Here is a 14,019-nt window from a genome sequence, read left to right as displayed (position 1 = left end):
GTAAGGCTATTCCTTTTTTTAAAGTCGTTTAAACCTGTTTTTTGTTACATTTTTATGGTGAAACATTCACGATTTTTAATGTTATTTTGTCATGTTTAAAACAGACTATGAAAAAAACACACAGAAAAAGTCTGCCATTATGACAGACGGATTGTAAATAAAACCTGACTTATTCGTTTGTAAGATATTCTAAAATCAGATGATTGACGATGGCTGGCTTTTCATGGTTAATCCAATGGGAGGCTTCATCAACAAAAATGAGATGTCCATTCGGGCAATGCCTTTCCGTCTCTTTCGCAAGCTTTCTGCTTAAAAAGCGGTCTTCCATTCCCCAGATCATCCGGTAGGGTGCTGTTTCGCAAGTGGTTTTCTCTGCACGGCTGCCTTTTCTGAGGGCTCTGTACCAGTTTAGCATAGCTGTCAGGGCACCGGGCTGTTTCCACGCTTCTTTGTATCTGCTGACATCCTCTGACGTAAAAAGCTCAGGACGGGATGATAATCCAATCGCCTTGTCTAAAGTTTCATAATCATTTTCCTTTAGCGAGGCCTCCGGTATATCAGGCAGCTGGAAGAATGCGATATACGAACTTTTCAGCCATTGCGGCGGATAAATTGGCGTTACGGTTTTCATGATGTGCGGGTGCGGAATGTTGATGGCGATCAGCTTTTCAACATATTCCGGGCTTGTTGAAGCCAAATGCCATGCGACTGCCCCTCCCCAGTCATGCCCGATGACAATTGCTTTTTCATCAGTGAACTGCGTAATAAGCCCGATGATATCATCTCTTAATGTATCAATCCGATAAGAATCAATTCCGTCCGGTTTGTCACTGAGATTGTAGCCCCGCTGGTCGGGAGCAATCACCCGGTAACCCGCATCGGCGAGCGGTTTGATTTGATTTTTCCAGCCGTACCAAAACTCAGGAAACCCATGGAGCAACACAAGCAACGGGCCATCCTCCGGTCCTGCGGCTGCAACGTGGAGCGTGATTCCGTTTGTTTTGACAAACTGGCATTTAACTCCGTCCACTTCTATCTCCTCCTTGATTGCACATCATGTTTTTCAGCCTTTTCTCCGTCAGCATAAACGTAATGACACAGGCGGCAAGCAGCAGGATGAGCTGAAGAATGATCAAGTTTGACTTCAGCAGCAAACCAAATGCCGCAATCACCAAGCCTGACAGGATCATCAATGATGCACTATAATTGTTCGCTTCATTCCATAATCTTTGATCTGACATTGAGCGTTTCGTTCTGTATCCGTATACACTGTTGATGGATGTGGGAGGAAACAGTTTGATCAATATACCTGCAATGACCATGAGCCCTCCGCCGACTTACCTGCCATATCATCATCTCCTCTCTCATTGTTACGTACGGAAAGAAGAAATGTTTCATGCATAGGCAAAAAGACAAGCCTCAGCCTGCCTTATTTATCGTGATTGCAAGTCCTTTGTCTTGATATAGCCCTTCACTCCGCCATCATCCACGAACGCCCAAGTGAAGTCAAAGCCGCCGTTTTTACTGAATCCCCACCCAAGTAATGTTACCTCTGTTCCTGAGGAGAGCTGTTTGGCTTTTCCATTTTCAGGTGTCGGCGCATAAAAAGCTGTCTGTTTTGCTGTTTTCGCTTGGCTTGCGGTTTTCATTAAGAAGTGTGTTGAAATATATGCTTTTTTTCCTTTGAAGTGAATCTGAGCCCAGTCGTCATTTGCAAATCCGTTGACTGTGATTTTTTGTTCTGACGATAAAGTGCCGAGAATGTCACCTTTATGATTTGGTTCAGTCCGGACATTCAGCTTTCCTGCTTTTATGATGTAAGTATCAGATGATGGCATACTGGCAGATATGTCGTGAAGGGGTGCAGCTTGTGCTGCGGGAGCGGAATAAAGTGCTGATAAACTCAGGCCTGCGGCAGCTGTTAAAGCGAGCAATACTTGTTTCTTTTTCATCTAAAGCTCCTCCTCGCATTTGACAAGATATAAGTGGTATTCCCTGATTGACCGGCTGGCGAAACCCTGTTTTTTTATTTTTTCTGCCTGTTAAGGTAATTTTAAGAAAATGAAAAAACCTGCCGGTCGATAACGGCAGGTTTTTTTAATGCAAAAGGCCTTTGCTTTGATTTAAGTAATCATTCACGTCATCACGGGGGCTTTGAAAAAGGTGGAGCTGGCCGCCATAGTTTTCAATCCATTGTGAGACGATTTTTTCGGTCATTTTTTCACCCTGATAGGCGTGTCCGGCTTTTGCATAGGTTGCTTCAAAGTCGCTCCATAGCAATTCCACCCATGTTTTTGCCTGTATATAGCTGATCATATCGTTCTTTTCCAGAAGCAGATTTGTCAGTTTCTCAATGTACGTATTCATGTGTGCAGTCTCCTTTCTTCAGGAAATAAATGACGCTTTAAAACGTTCTGTTCTCCATATACTAACCTTACGTCTTCAACTGGAAAGACGCAACTTTTTGATCTCGAACCTAGGGGGAAATGACATGGTCCGGAATAAAGAAAAAGGATTTCCTTACGAAAACGAAAACAAATTTCAGGGTGAACCGAGAGCAAAGGACGACTATGCTTCAAAGCGTGCTGACGGCTCCATCAACCAGCATCCTCAAGAAAAAATGAGAGCTTCCGGCAAACGGTAAAGAAGAACAGCTGCATGCCCTGCAGCTGTTTTTTTATCATTTATTGACTTGATACTCATAAACGCTCTTCTTTTCTGATACATGTGCGAAGGTCGAAAGCACGAGGCCGCCTGCGGTCATCAGCGCTCCGCCCGCAAACAGCCAGGAATAAGAGCCTGTTCCGCTTAAAATCATTCCTCCGATCCACGCACCGAGGGCATTAGCTAGGTTAAACGCCGATACGCTGACAGCGGCGGCAATGGTTGTGCCGCTCTCAGAAGAGGAAATGACCTTCGTTTGCAGCAGAGGCGGCGTGCCAAATGCACATGCCCCAAATAAGAACGTCGCAACAATGGCTGCGGCCGGGTAAACGGAGATATAAGGAAATACGGCCAGCACACCGATCAAACCGGCCAGCACGCCGATCATCGTCCGTGTCAGCAAAGGAAGCGGCACTTTTCCCGCAAAGAAATTCCCCGCAACGCCCCCTAATCCATATGCAAAGAGAGCGCCTGTAATGCCGATGGTGCCGAATCCGGCTGAATGTCTCAAAATCGGTTCAATAAAGGTGTAGGCGATAAAGACGCCGGAATAGCCTAAAATCGTAATTGCAAAGGAATACAGCACCTGTTTGTGTGTAAATACCCCCCACTCCTTCATAAGCATTGGGATCACTTTCGGTTTTCTGTTCGGCACAGCAGCCATGAGGCCGAGAAATCCAATAACGCCAAGTGCCGTAATGATGGAGAATACAGCTCTCCAGTTCAGGACATCTCCGAGATAAGAGCCGAATGGAACACCGAGCATCAGAGCAACAGTCAGCCCGCCGTTCATTGAGGCGGCGGCTGCAGCACGCTTTTCCGGCGGGACCATTTCACTGGCAAATACCATAGCGATCGCAAAAAAAGCCCCATGAATGGATGCAGAGAAAATTCTTGAAACGGCCAGCACCGCAAAATTCGGCGCCAGTGCGCTCATCAGATTGGAAAGGATAAAAATCGCCATCAGCCCAAGCAGCACAGGTTTTCTCGGGAGCTTGACGGAAATGATGGTGACGATCGGGCCTGTCAAACAGACGCTTGCCGCATAAGCTGTGACAAGTAGCCCCGCAGATGAAACCTGTATATGAAAGTCATTGGCAATCGACGTCAAAATCCCCATGACCGCGTATTCTGTGTATCCAATTGAAAATGTACAAATCATAAGAACAAATATTATAAATTTTACAGATGGGTTTTTGATACTCAACGTCATCGCCTCCTTTGATTTAAAAAACAACGAGGTTCATCTTAAAAGATTTTTGGAGGGAATTCAATGATTTTTTCTTTAAGGTTTCGTGTGAATGTGCTGCACAAAAAAAGAGGCTGATATTCAGCCTCCATGTTACGCTTGCTTCTTTTCTTTCAATACCGAGATTGGCAGCGCCTCCTCTTGATCAGGGGACGCGGTTCTGTATCCCCATGCGAAAACGCCATTTAAATAGCTGATGGTGAACTCGTCACCAGAGTCTTCCACACGATACGTAGCTCCCGGTGAGAAATCTTCCGGGTTCAGCAAATAGGCTTTTGCCATCGTGATTTTCCGTTCCAGCACTGCCAGTTCATTTATAATCCCATGCTGTTCGGCCTTTCTTGCTTTTTCAGAAAGTAACGCGATTTCGGTATTGAGTTCGTGCGGTGTCATTTGACTGTATCGTTTCTCCATTTTTCAGCTACTCCTCTTCCTGCAGAAATTGCTCGATTAAATCGAGTGAGAATCCTTTGCGGAATAAAAATTGTTTGACCTTCATGGCGCTTTCATAGGAGCCGTCATAGCGGTATTTTCTTATCGCTTTTTCCGCATGCAGGCGCAGCGCTTCTTTCTCTGTGTCTTCATCATTTTCGTATTCAATCTGCTCAAGCGCCGCGTTAATAACATCAAATGAGAAGCCCTTGCGCTGAAGCTGCATTTTGGCGCGCTGCTTGAGCTCTTTCGTCGAAAGCTTTTTATCTTTTTTGAGAAGCTTTTCTACATGCTTGACCGCTTCTCTCGTCTGATCTTCAAAGGAAAAGGAACTTAGCGCCTCCTTAATGGTATCGTCGTCGATCCCCTTCGCTCTCAGCTCTCTGAATAAAACGTCAGGGCCTTTTCCGTTCGTTTTTTTATGGGTGCTGACATAAGCCGCGGCAAATTCCTGATCGTTTAAGTACTTGTAGTCGTTGAGCTTATGGATGACTTCCGCAATGACGGGCGCCGAGGTTTCTTTTTTCTTTAAGTGGTCCTCAACTTCTTTCATTGACCTCATCCGGTAGGATAAAAATTCAAGTGCACGGTTGAAGCCTTTTTTCACCTCGTCTCCGTATTGAATCTCAACGATGTCAAGATCATCGAGCTCTTTTCCCTTTTTGAGATCAAATTTCACGAGCACGTCCGCATCCACACTAAAGGCATATTTTTCATCCAGAAAAATATTAAAGCGTTCCGTATTCTTTTTTTGCGCTGATATTTTTGTAATAAATGGCATCTTAATCTCCCTTCTCAGGCCTGACACTCGTTTTCTTTTCGGAATATAAGGTAAAGTATATGTATTAGAACGAATGAGGAGAGATGTTCATGAATATCGCAATGACGGGCGGAACCGGTTTTCTCGGTCAGCATTTGACAGGCGTTCTAACGCGCCAGGGACATCATGTTTATATTTTATCAAGAAACGCAAGGGAAACTGAACAAAAAAATATCACCTATGTCCAATGGCTGACGGAAGGAGCCGCGCCGGAGCAGGAGCTTCCTCATATTGATGTCTGGGTAAATCTTGCGGGAAAATCGATTTTTGGCCGCTGGACAGAAAAAACAAAACAGCACATTCTCTCCAGCCGGATCAATGCGACACGTGAGGTGCAGCGGCTTATTCATAAACAAAAGGAAAAACCGAAGGCGCTGATTCAGGCGAGTGCAGTGGGCATTTACGGCACAAGTCTTGAGAAAACCTTCACAGAGGATTCTCCAACGTCAGATGAGGATTTTCTCAGCCATACTGCACATATGTGGGAAAAGGAAGGACAGAACATTGAGGCGATGGGCATCCGGACGGTTTATGCGAGGTTTGGCGTAATGCTTGGAGAAAAGGGCGCTCTCCCGCTCATGGTTCTCCCCTACAAGCTTCTGGCCGGCGGAACGATCGGAACAGGCAGACAGTGGCTGTCATGGATTCATGTTGAAGATGCCGCCCAGATGATCCGATTCGCGATGGAAAACGCCGGCATCTCAGGGCCCATGAATGTCACCGCGTCCAATCCCGTGGAAATGAAGCCATTCGGAAAAACGATTGCACGGGTGAAGCGCCGCCCGCACTGGCTCCCTGTCCCGGAATTGTTTTTATCAAAAGCATTGGGTGAAATGAGTCTTTTGATTGTGAAAGGACAGCGCGCTCTCCCTAAAAAAGCGATCACCTCTGGATTTCGTTTTACATATTCAGATCTTGAATTCGCACTCTCACAGCTGATAACGGACGGAAAGGCTGTATAAAAACGGAAGGAAGCGTCAACCTTAAGAATAACATGGTTGAAGGAGGTCCTTTTTTATGGAAAAGAAGAGGGAGAAGCATCAGCAAGGCGCTAACCTAAAGAAAATGCAGGAAGTTCTTTATTCAGGCGAATTTAAAAAAGCGGAAAAAGCTGCTAAGCGAAAGTAGGAATACATAGCCTCTTAAAGCCAGATACTATGTTTGTTTGATATCACTTTTTAGGGGGAATTTGATATGGGCAGAAATCATATCCACAAAAACCGTGATAAAAACAAACAAAAGCTTCCTCAAGTTCCCGACGCATTAAAAAGGGAAACTGACGGCGTTTATGAAGAATATTCAAGCGAGCTTGCTGATGCGGATGACCGCAAAGCGCAAGAGCGTGCGAAAGCAGCCGACAACAGAGCGAAACAGAAATCCCGTTAATGAAAAACCCCTTGTCTCCGTTTGAGACAGGGGGTTTTTTACATCTCGGTGAACCGTTCTCGGATCGGCGTGCGTTTTTTCACTTCCGGCGCTTCGTCGGGATAGCCCGTTTGTATGATCGCGGCGAAGCGTTCATTATCCTGTAAACCAAAGGCCTGATGCACCTCTTTGTCGTAAAGGATTTTGCCGCTTTTCCAAACCATGCCGATTCCTTTTTCCCAGGCGAGCAGCTGAAGGTTTTGGATCAATGAGCTGGTTGCCGCAAAATCATCGTCTCGCGCTCTTTCGTTTTCATCTTGTTGGAATACGACGAGCAGAAATCCCGGGACACGCCCAAGTGTGTTTTTGAAATTTTGCAGCTTCTCCTCTGTCATATCCGGCTTTGCTTTTTGAGAAAATGAAGCAAATGTGTTGATCAGGCTGGCTTTTCCTGTCTCACTGGAAACGTAAATAAATCTCCACGGCTCTGTCACTCTGTGATTTGGCGCATATTTTGCCGTTTCAAGCATGTCAAGAATGACAGCTGAAGGCACTGGCTCTTGTTTGAATTTTCGAATTGACCTTCTGCTGCGTATGATGTCCCGCAGTGATGAATGTCGATGTATCTGTTCGGTTTGAGGCATACCGTTTCACCTTCCTAAGCAATTGAAAATGATTATCATTTATAATGATAACGGAAAGTGCATCTTGTTGTAAACCATCTTCCTAGATTTTCAGAATACGGGTTTCTGAGTACACGGCTGTTCCTGTCATGTTTACTTTCATATTGCCGCCTTCTTCACTGATTTCAATTTTCACTTTCCCGTCCTTTCCTATTTCCTGCCCTTGTTCAATGATAAATTCACGCTGATCGGCACGGCCGTACTGTTTCATATAAGCCCCCATCACGCCGGATGCTGTACCGGTCACTGGGTCTTCTATCGTTCCCGAATACGGGGATGAAAAGTGCCGTCCGTGAAGATGGCTGTCGGGATAAACAGTTTCAAAAGTAAACGGGTGGACTGAAGCCTTTGGCAGATCAACTAACACTTCCGGAAATTGTTTGTTGTCAGGCACCATTTTTTTGGAGGCCTCCAATGATCGAAGCGGAACGATGGCTGTCCATATGCCAGTGCTGCCAAAAACAATCGGAAGGTTTTCATGAAAATCTTCTTCCGTGATTCCCAGTGCGCCCGCAAGTTTTTCCCGATCGCCTGTAAATGGTTTGAACTGCGGAGAAGCCTGTTCAAGCGTGATATGGACTCGGCCTTTTTTTTCAGCAATTTTCACAGGCAGGATACCCGCTTTCGTTTGGATGCTGTACGTTTGACCGCTCTCCAGCATTCCTTTTTCACATAAAGCATAAAGAGAAGCGACAGTTGCATGTCCGCACAAATTCATTTCGTGCCCGGGGGTAAAGTAACGGAGTTCCAGATCAGCTGACTCGCTTTTCTTGATAAAGGTGGTTTCTGAATATCCGGCATGCTCAGCTATGGTCTGCATCTCTTCTACAGTGTAATCATCCCCCTGCAATACGACGCCGGCAGGGTTTCCTTTGCCGGGACTGCTTGTAAATGCTTCGTATTTTAATACCTCTATTTCTTTCACTTGTCTGCGCCCTTTCTTTATCAATGTCTCCTGTCAGTATAGCAAAAATAATTATGAATTTTCACCCAATTTAAAAACCCATTTTCTTTTGTTGGAAAATGGGATTCATGATCAAGAATTTCTCGTTTTATAAAGCAAATAAATAAAATAAGGGGCGCCGATAGCCGCTGTAAACACACCGGCTGGCACTTCCACCGGAGCAAATAAGGTTCTGCCGATAATGTCAGCAGTTAAAACGAGCAACGCCCCGATGAGTGCCGACACCGGGAGCAGCGCGCCATAAGACGAGCCAACGAGGCGCCTTGCAATGTGTGGTGCCATCAGCCCGACAAAACCGATTGTGCCGGCCACCGAAACCGCGCAGCCCGTAAGAGCCGTACTCAAAAGGAGCAAGAAAAAACGATTGCGCTGCACGGCGCTGCCAGCACCCGCGGCAATATCTTCGCCCAGCACCTGTATATTCATATTTTTCAGCGCGATAAAACAAATAAATAAGAGAATGACAGATAGGATAACTGCTATTTTTACATGCTGCCAGTTTGATCCATACACTGATCCAGTGATATACACATTGGCTTGTGACGCCCGGTAAATCGGGCCTTTGATCATCAGCAGAGTGGTCATGGCCTGCGCCGACATTGAAAATCCGATACCGATAAGCACCAGCCGGAATGTGGAGGCGCCATTTTTGTATGCCAGGAAATAGACGATGAGTCCGACAGCCGAGGCGCCGATAAATGCGGCCGCCGGAAGCCATGACAGACTGATCGCAAGTGAGCTGCTGCGGTCTGAAAAGAACATCATCACAAGCACGACCGCTACCGCCGCCCCTCCCGTTATTCCGATAATATCAGGAGATGCCAGAGGATTTCTGACGAGCCCCTGCAATATCGCGCCTGCCGCTGCCAAACAGACGCCGGCGCATAAAGCGGTCAAAATTCTCGGCATGCGGAATGACATGATCATCAGTTCATCCAGCTTGGAGCCAGCACCAAAGAATGTTTTTGCCACATCCCAAGGCGGAATAAACCGTTTTCCGAAACCGGCGCTTATCATCAGCACAGCCGCTGTTAATCCAAGCAGAGCCAAAAAAACGATCCATGCTTTCTTTTCAGCCGCGGTAACGCCAAAACGAAGTTTCATAGCTTTGCCCCCCTTCTTGCGATGTACACAAACACAGGCATGCCGATGATAGCCGTCATGACCCCGACCGGAACTTCCTGAGGCATAATGATATACCGCGCTCCGATATCTGAGGCAACAAGCAAAACCGCACCCAAAACAGCGGAAAAGGGCAGAACCCAGCGATAATCATTCCCGACGATAAATCGGGCAAAGTGCGGAATAATGATGCCGATAAAGGAAATCGGCCCGGCAATGGCCACAGCAGATCCGGCCAGCAAGACAACACAAAGGGCCATCACAAATTTCAGCAGACCCGTTTTCTGGCCGAGTCCTTTTGCCACATCTTCTCCCATAACGAGAAGATTGATTTTTTGGCCAAGAAAGAAACTGATGACAAGCGCCGCGGCCGCATATGGGAGCATCGTTATCAGCAGATCCAGACTCCTCCCCTGTACAGAGCCGGTCAGCCAAAAAAGCACTTGAGCAAGCTCGAGTTCATTAACAGAAAGCAAGCCTTGTGTCAGAGAAGAAAACATGGCTGCCATGGCCGCCCCAGCAAGCGTCAGTTTGATTGGGGTCAGCCCTTCCCTTCCAAGCGAGCCTGCAGCAAACACGATTGCAGCGGTAAATGCTGCCCCGAGAAACGAGCTCCATACCAGTGCCTGAGGTGATTGAATATGGAGAAAAAACGATCCGGCAACAATAAAAAAACCGGCACCGGCGTTAATGCCGAAAATCCCCGGTGACGCAAGCGGATTTTTAGTGAGTGCCTGCATGAGAGCACCCGCGGCTGCAAGCGAGGCACCGACAACTGTGGCAACTAGTGCACGCGGGAGTCTGACGTCTTTGATGATGACATGCTCATTTGTACCATTGTAAGAAGTAAACGCCTGAAAGACCTGTCCCCATGACGTACCTGTATAGCCATAAACAACGCTTGCGCAGACAGCCGCCAGTAACATCAAAATCAGACATATTAACACAATCCATTTTGAAGATGCCTTTTTGCAGATCATGGTCTCATTCTCCTAGTGATTTACTATGTATTGGTGATTTTGAGAATATTCCTCAATTAAGGATTGACACTCTCAACACTGCTTATTATGATCTAAATGATAATGAATTTCAATATCGGGAGGAAAAAGATGAAAAAGCATATCAGCATGCTATTCGTATTTTTAATGGCTGTTATCGTGCTTTCTGCCTGCAATAGTTCAGAAAGTTCAAGCAGCAGTGAGGGATCAAGCAGCAAAACTAGAACGGTCAAACATGCAATGGGGACATCAGACGACATTCCAGTCAGCCCAAAACGGGTTGTGGTTTTAACAAATGAAGGAACAGAGGCGCTCTTAGCGCTTGGCATTAAACCTGTCGGCGCCGTAAAGTCATGGAAGGGCGACCCATGGTATGACTATCTGAAAGATGACATGAAAGGTGTGAAAAACGTCGGTCTTGAAACAGAACCGAATGTGGAAGCCATCGCGGAATTAAAGCCTGACTTGATTATTGGAAACAAAGTGCGCCAGGAAAAAATTTATGACCAGTTACATGCGATTGCGCCGACCGTTTTCGCTGAATCTTTGGCCGGGAACTGGAAGGATAACCTGACTCTGTACGCCAACGCGGTGAATAAGGCGGACAAAGGCAAGGAAGTCATTGCCGATTTTGATAAACGCGTTTCTGATTTGAAAGACAAACTAGGCGATCAGACAAATAAAACTGTTTCTGTCGTACGCTTTTTATCCGGTGAGTCAAGAATTTATTATACCGATTCATTCTCGGGGATTATTTTAGACCAGCTTGGCTTCAAACGACCTGAAAAACAGGCGGAGCTGTTCAAGAAGCAGAAGGACCAATTTACGTTCTCAACAGACAGTAAAGAATCGATTCCTGACATGGATGCTGATGTGCTGTTTTATTTCACCTATAAAGCCGATCATGCAAAGGAAAATGAAAAATGGGCCAATCAGTGGACAAGCAGTTCACTATGGAAAAACCTGAAGGCTGTAAAGTCAGGTAATGCCCATGAAGTCGATGACGTCGTATGGACAACCGCAGGCGGAATCAAAGCCGCAAACGCTCTGCTTAATGATATTGAAACCTATTTCTTAAAAACGAAATAAAAAAGACTCCGTCTGGTTAGACGGAGTCTTTTTTGCTTTTACCGATCAGCCGCGTGACGAGGAACATGGTGACAGAAAGAGATCTGTTTTTCCGGTACGCCAAGTATTTGCCGCGCCACTCCGGTTTGTATTTTTCTTTAAAGGCTCTGAGGCCGCTGAAGCTGTACATGTATCTGACATTATTAAAAATGACAGCGGCAAATCTTTCGGACCAGAAGGATGTAAAGGCGGTGCCCACATTGGCCAAGGGCGCCATTCCCATGTTAAATGACGTGCAGCCTTCCTCCTTCGCCCATAAAAACATGCGGATGAACAATGCATCCATAATGCCGTTCGGGGCGTCGGCGCGGTAACGCATCAGATCGACCGATATCTCCCCTTCCTGATACATCGGCATGACATTTGCAAATGCGATGATCTCTCCTTCTGCATTTTTCATATAGGCGATCGGCGCTTTTTGTAAATATGACGGGTCAAAAAATCCGAGCGAGAATCCCTTCTCCTTTTTCGAGCCGAGCCATTCGTCTGAGATTTGTTTCAGCTCCTCCAAAAATGCATCTGAAAATGGGGGATGATCCACATGAAAGGTATATTCCTCTCGCTCAAAGCGGTTATTGATCGCCCGAAGGCCGGCTTTTTTCTTCCCAGTCAAGGTGAATGTGTTTAAATCCACATAGGCTTCCTCGCCCAGTTTGAAGAAGTTATAGCCAAAGTCGTGATACAGCGCCATGTCCTCTCGTTCAATTTGATAAAACAAAACGCTGAATCCCTTTTGATGCGCTTCGTTCAGAAACTCTTCCAGCACGAGCGGGAACGATTCTCTTTGGCCTGACGGATCGCCGAGCACAACCAGCCTTCTGGCGATTTTCCCAAACAGAAGCAGCGCATTACCGTCACTTGAAAAATAAAACCGCTTATCTCCGAGAAAACCGAGGTGGCTCAGCGCGTTGCCGCCTTTTTCATTAAGAAACGCAGCAAGACGATCAGGGTCAGCTTTCTCTCCAATTGGTTTCGTTCTTTTATGATACACCACTGTAAATATGAAGAAGAACAGCGGCACAATGATGATCGCCATGATGGTTGCATAGGTGATATGCGAGGTGCTGTGAACGAAATATTCGTGACGCAGCACCTTTTTCATCCGGTCCCAAATAAAGCCCGCGATCAGATTGTAGTTAAAGAGCGCCACAGTAAACAGCGCCACAGCGAATATCATTTGGCCAAGCGTATAGGATGCCTGTTCCCGGACAAATTGTTTTTTCAAGAGCACAAGCAATACGATAATCATTGGCAGTACAAATATCGCACTGATGTTGAGCCCTTTTAAGAAGCTGAACACAAACCCGCCGACAAGTGCTGTAATGGCCATCGTATAGGAACGTTTTGTCCGTTTATAAAGCTCGATCGGCAAAATCAGCAGAATGAGCGCTGAGCTTAGGGACAGGCCGTTGAACAGCAAAAGAGCCGGGCGCGGAATGTGCGGGATGACGGTCAGCCTGTCAATTGGCAAAGAGACTGAAGCCAGGACAATCAGACCGGCAACAAATACAATCAGCGAAAGCGAACCTTGTAAAATTCTCACTAATATCGCCCGCTGAACAACAAGCAGAACGTTTGTCGTCTCGATAGCCGGTGCGATGCGCGGGTTCGTTTCGAGCCGTTTCATGGTATTTTCGGTCAGGTCGCCGGCAGCAAAGAACAGCCCCAAAATAAACGGAATAAACGAATAGGCGATCCTGTACAAAACGATTGACGTAACAATCGCTTCCTGATGATAGCCAAGCTGCTCCATACCGAGCAAAAACAAAAGGTCAAACGAGCCGAAACCGCCAGGCACGAGGCTGATCATCCCGCCGATCGCCGCAATGACAAACACTCCGAATACATACCTGATATCAGCATGAATCCCCATAGCGAACAAAGCAAAATAGATGACGGCTCCAGCCATAAGCCATTCGGCTACAGAGGCGCCGATATAAGCGAAAATCGGATTTTTCACTTTATCCTCATTTTCTTCGTCTCCGGCTTTGCGGCCTTTTATTTTGGCCACCGCCAAGGATAGCGGCAAAATCAGCGCGAAACCGATAACGACTGCCCACAGCCAAGGCTTTTCTTGGATCACTTCATTCACTGGCAGCACCCGCGCAGCGACGAAAATGCTGAAAACAGATAACCCGAGCAGCATAGATGACGTAAGCCAGGCGATTCCTTTCACGAGCGCCTTATGGTCTTTCGTATGCTCCTTATAGAACATCATTCTTAACCCGACTCCGGCTAAACCGCCGAACCCGAGCACATTATTAAATGAATTGGCGATCCAGGAAACCCTGAATACCTTTCCGTTTGTCATCGAAAGGCGCAGCGAGTGTTTCAAGACGTAATCATACAGCGACATAGCCGCAACAGCCAGCAAGCCAATCAATACAAGGATGAATAAGTCCGTTCGTTCCAGCCCGTTGATGACCATGAGCGTGCGTTTGAATGACAGATTTGTCAGTTCTTTTTTTGATTGATAAATAACAAATAGTAAAACAGCAATAGGAAAAGCGATTTTTAAAATTGATAAAGCATTCTTTTTAATCAGCAATGGTCTCTCCAATCATATTCTTGTTCGATCATCTTCCCCCAATAAT

At 46.3% G+C, this 14,019-nt stretch carries 17 protein-coding genes; 5 read left to right on the top strand and 12 right to left on the bottom strand.

The genetic code is table 11. The features are described 5' to 3' along the window. Positions 1–169 precede the first annotated feature (169 nt). The 4 genes from G4P54_RS04505 to G4P54_RS04490 all read right to left on the bottom strand — a co-directional run bounded on the left by G4P54_RS04505 (position 170) and on the right by G4P54_RS04490 (position 2,367). On the bottom strand, positions 170–1,030 hold the full coding sequence (locus tag G4P54_RS04505) for an alpha/beta fold hydrolase (protein WP_167871921.1): 861 nt from the start codon (positions 1,028–1,030) through the stop codon (positions 170–172). Further along, a complete protein-coding gene (locus G4P54_RS04500) occupies positions 1,017–1,322 on the bottom strand; it encodes an SdpI family protein (RefSeq protein ID WP_167871920.1) in 306 nt (101 codons plus the stop codon). Before G4P54_RS04500 ends, G4P54_RS04505 begins: the two co-directional genes overlap by 14 nt. A 111-nt stretch (positions 1,323–1,433) precedes the next feature. Continuing rightward, positions 1,434–1,952 carry an SH3 domain-containing protein gene (locus tag G4P54_RS04495; protein ID WP_167871919.1) on the bottom strand — a complete coding sequence of 173 codons (519 nt, stop codon included), beginning with the start codon at positions 1,950–1,952 and terminating at the stop codon, positions 1,434–1,436. A gap of 145 nt (positions 1,953–2,097) precedes the next feature. After that, positions 2,098–2,367 (bottom strand): YfhJ family protein, encoded by a 270-nt coding sequence (locus G4P54_RS04490; RefSeq protein ID WP_167871918.1) that lies wholly within the window; start codon positions 2,365–2,367, stop codon positions 2,098–2,100. Positions 2,368–2,491: 124 nt separating this feature from the next. On the opposite strand from G4P54_RS04490, the gene G4P54_RS04485 reads away from it, so the two are divergent. Next, positions 2,492–2,644, top strand: coding sequence for a small, acid-soluble spore protein K (locus G4P54_RS04485; protein WP_010330867.1), 153 nt, complete (start codon positions 2,492–2,494; stop codon positions 2,642–2,644). A gap of 36 nt (positions 2,645–2,680) precedes the next feature. Here the strand turns inward: G4P54_RS04485 and G4P54_RS04480 are convergent, their stop codons facing one another. The 3 genes from G4P54_RS04480 to recX form a co-directional block, all read right to left on the bottom strand. Then, positions 2,681–3,871 carry an MFS transporter gene (locus tag G4P54_RS04480; RefSeq protein ID WP_167871917.1) on the bottom strand — a complete coding sequence of 397 codons (1,191 nt, stop codon included), beginning with the start codon at positions 3,869–3,871 and terminating at the stop codon, positions 2,681–2,683. Between the two features lie 135 nt (positions 3,872–4,006). Beyond that, a complete protein-coding gene (locus G4P54_RS04475) occupies positions 4,007–4,327 on the bottom strand; it encodes a YfhH family protein (protein ID WP_167871916.1) in 321 nt (106 codons plus the stop codon). A 7-nt stretch (positions 4,328–4,334) separates the two neighbouring features. Beyond that, on the bottom strand, positions 4,335–5,126 hold the full coding sequence (gene recX / locus G4P54_RS04470) for a recombination regulator RecX (RefSeq protein WP_167871915.1): 792 nt from the start codon (positions 5,124–5,126) through the stop codon (positions 4,335–4,337). 89 nt (positions 5,127–5,215) lie between these two features. On the opposite strand from recX, the gene G4P54_RS04465 reads away from it, so the two are divergent. From G4P54_RS04465 to G4P54_RS04455, 3 genes are all read left to right on the top strand, one after another. Next, positions 5,216–6,127, top strand: coding sequence for a TIGR01777 family oxidoreductase (locus G4P54_RS04465; protein WP_167871914.1), 912 nt, complete (start codon positions 5,216–5,218; stop codon positions 6,125–6,127). A 55-nt stretch (positions 6,128–6,182) separates the two neighbouring features. Further along, positions 6,183–6,293 (top strand): YfhE family protein, encoded by a 111-nt coding sequence (locus G4P54_RS04460; protein WP_003223230.1) that lies wholly within the window; start codon positions 6,183–6,185, stop codon positions 6,291–6,293. Positions 6,294–6,359: 66 nt separating this feature from the next. Next, positions 6,360–6,551: a YfhD family protein gene (locus G4P54_RS04455; protein ID WP_167871913.1), complete on the top strand. Its 192-nt coding sequence runs from the start codon at positions 6,360–6,362 to the stop codon at positions 6,549–6,551. Positions 6,552–6,589: 38 nt separating this feature from the next. Here G4P54_RS04455 and G4P54_RS04450 read toward each other — a convergent pair whose 3' ends face one another. From G4P54_RS04450 to G4P54_RS04435, 4 genes are all read right to left on the bottom strand, one after another. Then, positions 6,590–7,174, bottom strand: a complete 585-nt coding sequence (locus G4P54_RS04450; RefSeq protein WP_167871912.1) for a nitroreductase family protein — start codon at positions 7,172–7,174, stop codon at positions 6,590–6,592. Between the two features lie 82 nt (positions 7,175–7,256). Continuing rightward, a complete protein-coding gene (locus G4P54_RS04445) occupies positions 7,257–8,138 on the bottom strand; it encodes a PhzF family phenazine biosynthesis isomerase (protein ID WP_167871911.1) in 882 nt (293 codons plus the stop codon). Positions 8,139–8,249: 111 nt separating this feature from the next. Next, positions 8,250–9,281: a FecCD family ABC transporter permease gene (locus G4P54_RS04440; RefSeq protein ID WP_167871910.1), complete on the bottom strand. Its 1,032-nt coding sequence runs from the start codon at positions 9,279–9,281 to the stop codon at positions 8,250–8,252. Beyond that, positions 9,278–10,279, bottom strand: a complete 1,002-nt coding sequence (locus G4P54_RS04435) for a FecCD family ABC transporter permease (RefSeq protein WP_167871909.1) — start codon at positions 10,277–10,279, stop codon at positions 9,278–9,280. The genes G4P54_RS04440 and G4P54_RS04435 overlap by 4 nt, the downstream gene beginning before the upstream one ends. A 129-nt stretch (positions 10,280–10,408) precedes the next feature. On the opposite strand from G4P54_RS04435, the gene G4P54_RS04430 reads away from it, so the two are divergent. Next, positions 10,409–11,386 carry an ABC transporter substrate-binding protein gene (locus G4P54_RS04430; RefSeq protein ID WP_167871908.1) on the top strand — a complete coding sequence of 326 codons (978 nt, stop codon included), beginning with the start codon at positions 10,409–10,411 and terminating at the stop codon, positions 11,384–11,386. A gap of 16 nt (positions 11,387–11,402) precedes the next feature. On the opposite strand, the gene mprF is transcribed toward G4P54_RS04430, so the two are convergent. Beyond that, on the bottom strand, positions 11,403–13,973 hold the full coding sequence (gene mprF, locus G4P54_RS04425) for a bifunctional lysylphosphatidylglycerol flippase/synthetase MprF (protein WP_024715690.1): 2,571 nt from the start codon (positions 13,971–13,973) through the stop codon (positions 11,403–11,405). Between the last annotated feature and the right edge of the window lie 46 nt (positions 13,974–14,019).

The sequence above is a fragment of the Bacillus tequilensis genome, assembly GCF_012225885.1.
In the GTDB taxonomy this organism is placed as follows: domain Bacteria; phylum Bacillota; class Bacilli; order Bacillales; family Bacillaceae; genus Bacillus; species Bacillus tequilensis.
This window is presented reverse-complemented; position numbering and strand designations above follow the sequence as displayed.

Bases quoted from the DNA above. Each gene is read 5' to 3' on its own strand.
- G4P54_RS04500 (WP_167871920.1), bottom strand. From the start codon at position 1,322: ATGGTCATTGCAGGTATATTGATCAAACTGTTTCCTCCCACATCCATC.
- G4P54_RS04495 (WP_167871919.1), bottom strand. From the start codon at position 1,952: ATGAAAAAGAAACAAGTATTGCTCGCTTTAACAGCTGCCGCAGGCCTG.
- G4P54_RS04490 (WP_167871918.1), bottom strand. From the start codon at position 2,367: ATGAATACGTACATTGAGAAACTGACAAATCTGCTTCTGGAAAAGAAC.
- G4P54_RS04485 (WP_010330867.1), top strand. From the start codon at position 2,492: ATGGTCCGGAATAAAGAAAAAGGATTTCCTTACGAAAACGAAAACAAA.
- G4P54_RS04475 (WP_167871916.1), bottom strand. From the start codon at position 4,327: ATGGAGAAACGATACAGTCAAATGACACCGCACGAACTCAATACCGAA.
- recX (WP_167871915.1), bottom strand. From the start codon at position 5,126: ATGCCATTTATTACAAAAATATCAGCGCAAAAAAAGAATACGGAACGC.
- G4P54_RS04465 (WP_167871914.1), top strand. From the start codon at position 5,216: ATGAATATCGCAATGACGGGCGGAACCGGTTTTCTCGGTCAGCATTTG.
- G4P54_RS04460 (WP_003223230.1), top strand. From the start codon at position 6,183: ATGGAAAAGAAGAGGGAGAAGCATCAGCAAGGCGCTAACCTAAAGAAA.
- G4P54_RS04455 (WP_167871913.1), top strand. From the start codon at position 6,360: ATGGGCAGAAATCATATCCACAAAAACCGTGATAAAAACAAACAAAAG.
- G4P54_RS04450 (WP_167871912.1), bottom strand. From the start codon at position 7,174: ATGCCTCAAACCGAACAGATACATCGACATTCATCACTGCGGGACATC.
- G4P54_RS04440 (WP_167871910.1), bottom strand. From the start codon at position 9,281: ATGAAACTTCGTTTTGGCGTTACCGCGGCTGAAAAGAAAGCATGGATC.
- G4P54_RS04435 (WP_167871909.1), bottom strand. From the start codon at position 10,279: ATGATCTGCAAAAAGGCATCTTCAAAATGGATTGTGTTAATATGTCTG.
- G4P54_RS04430 (WP_167871908.1), top strand. From the start codon at position 10,409: ATGAAAAAGCATATCAGCATGCTATTCGTATTTTTAATGGCTGTTATC.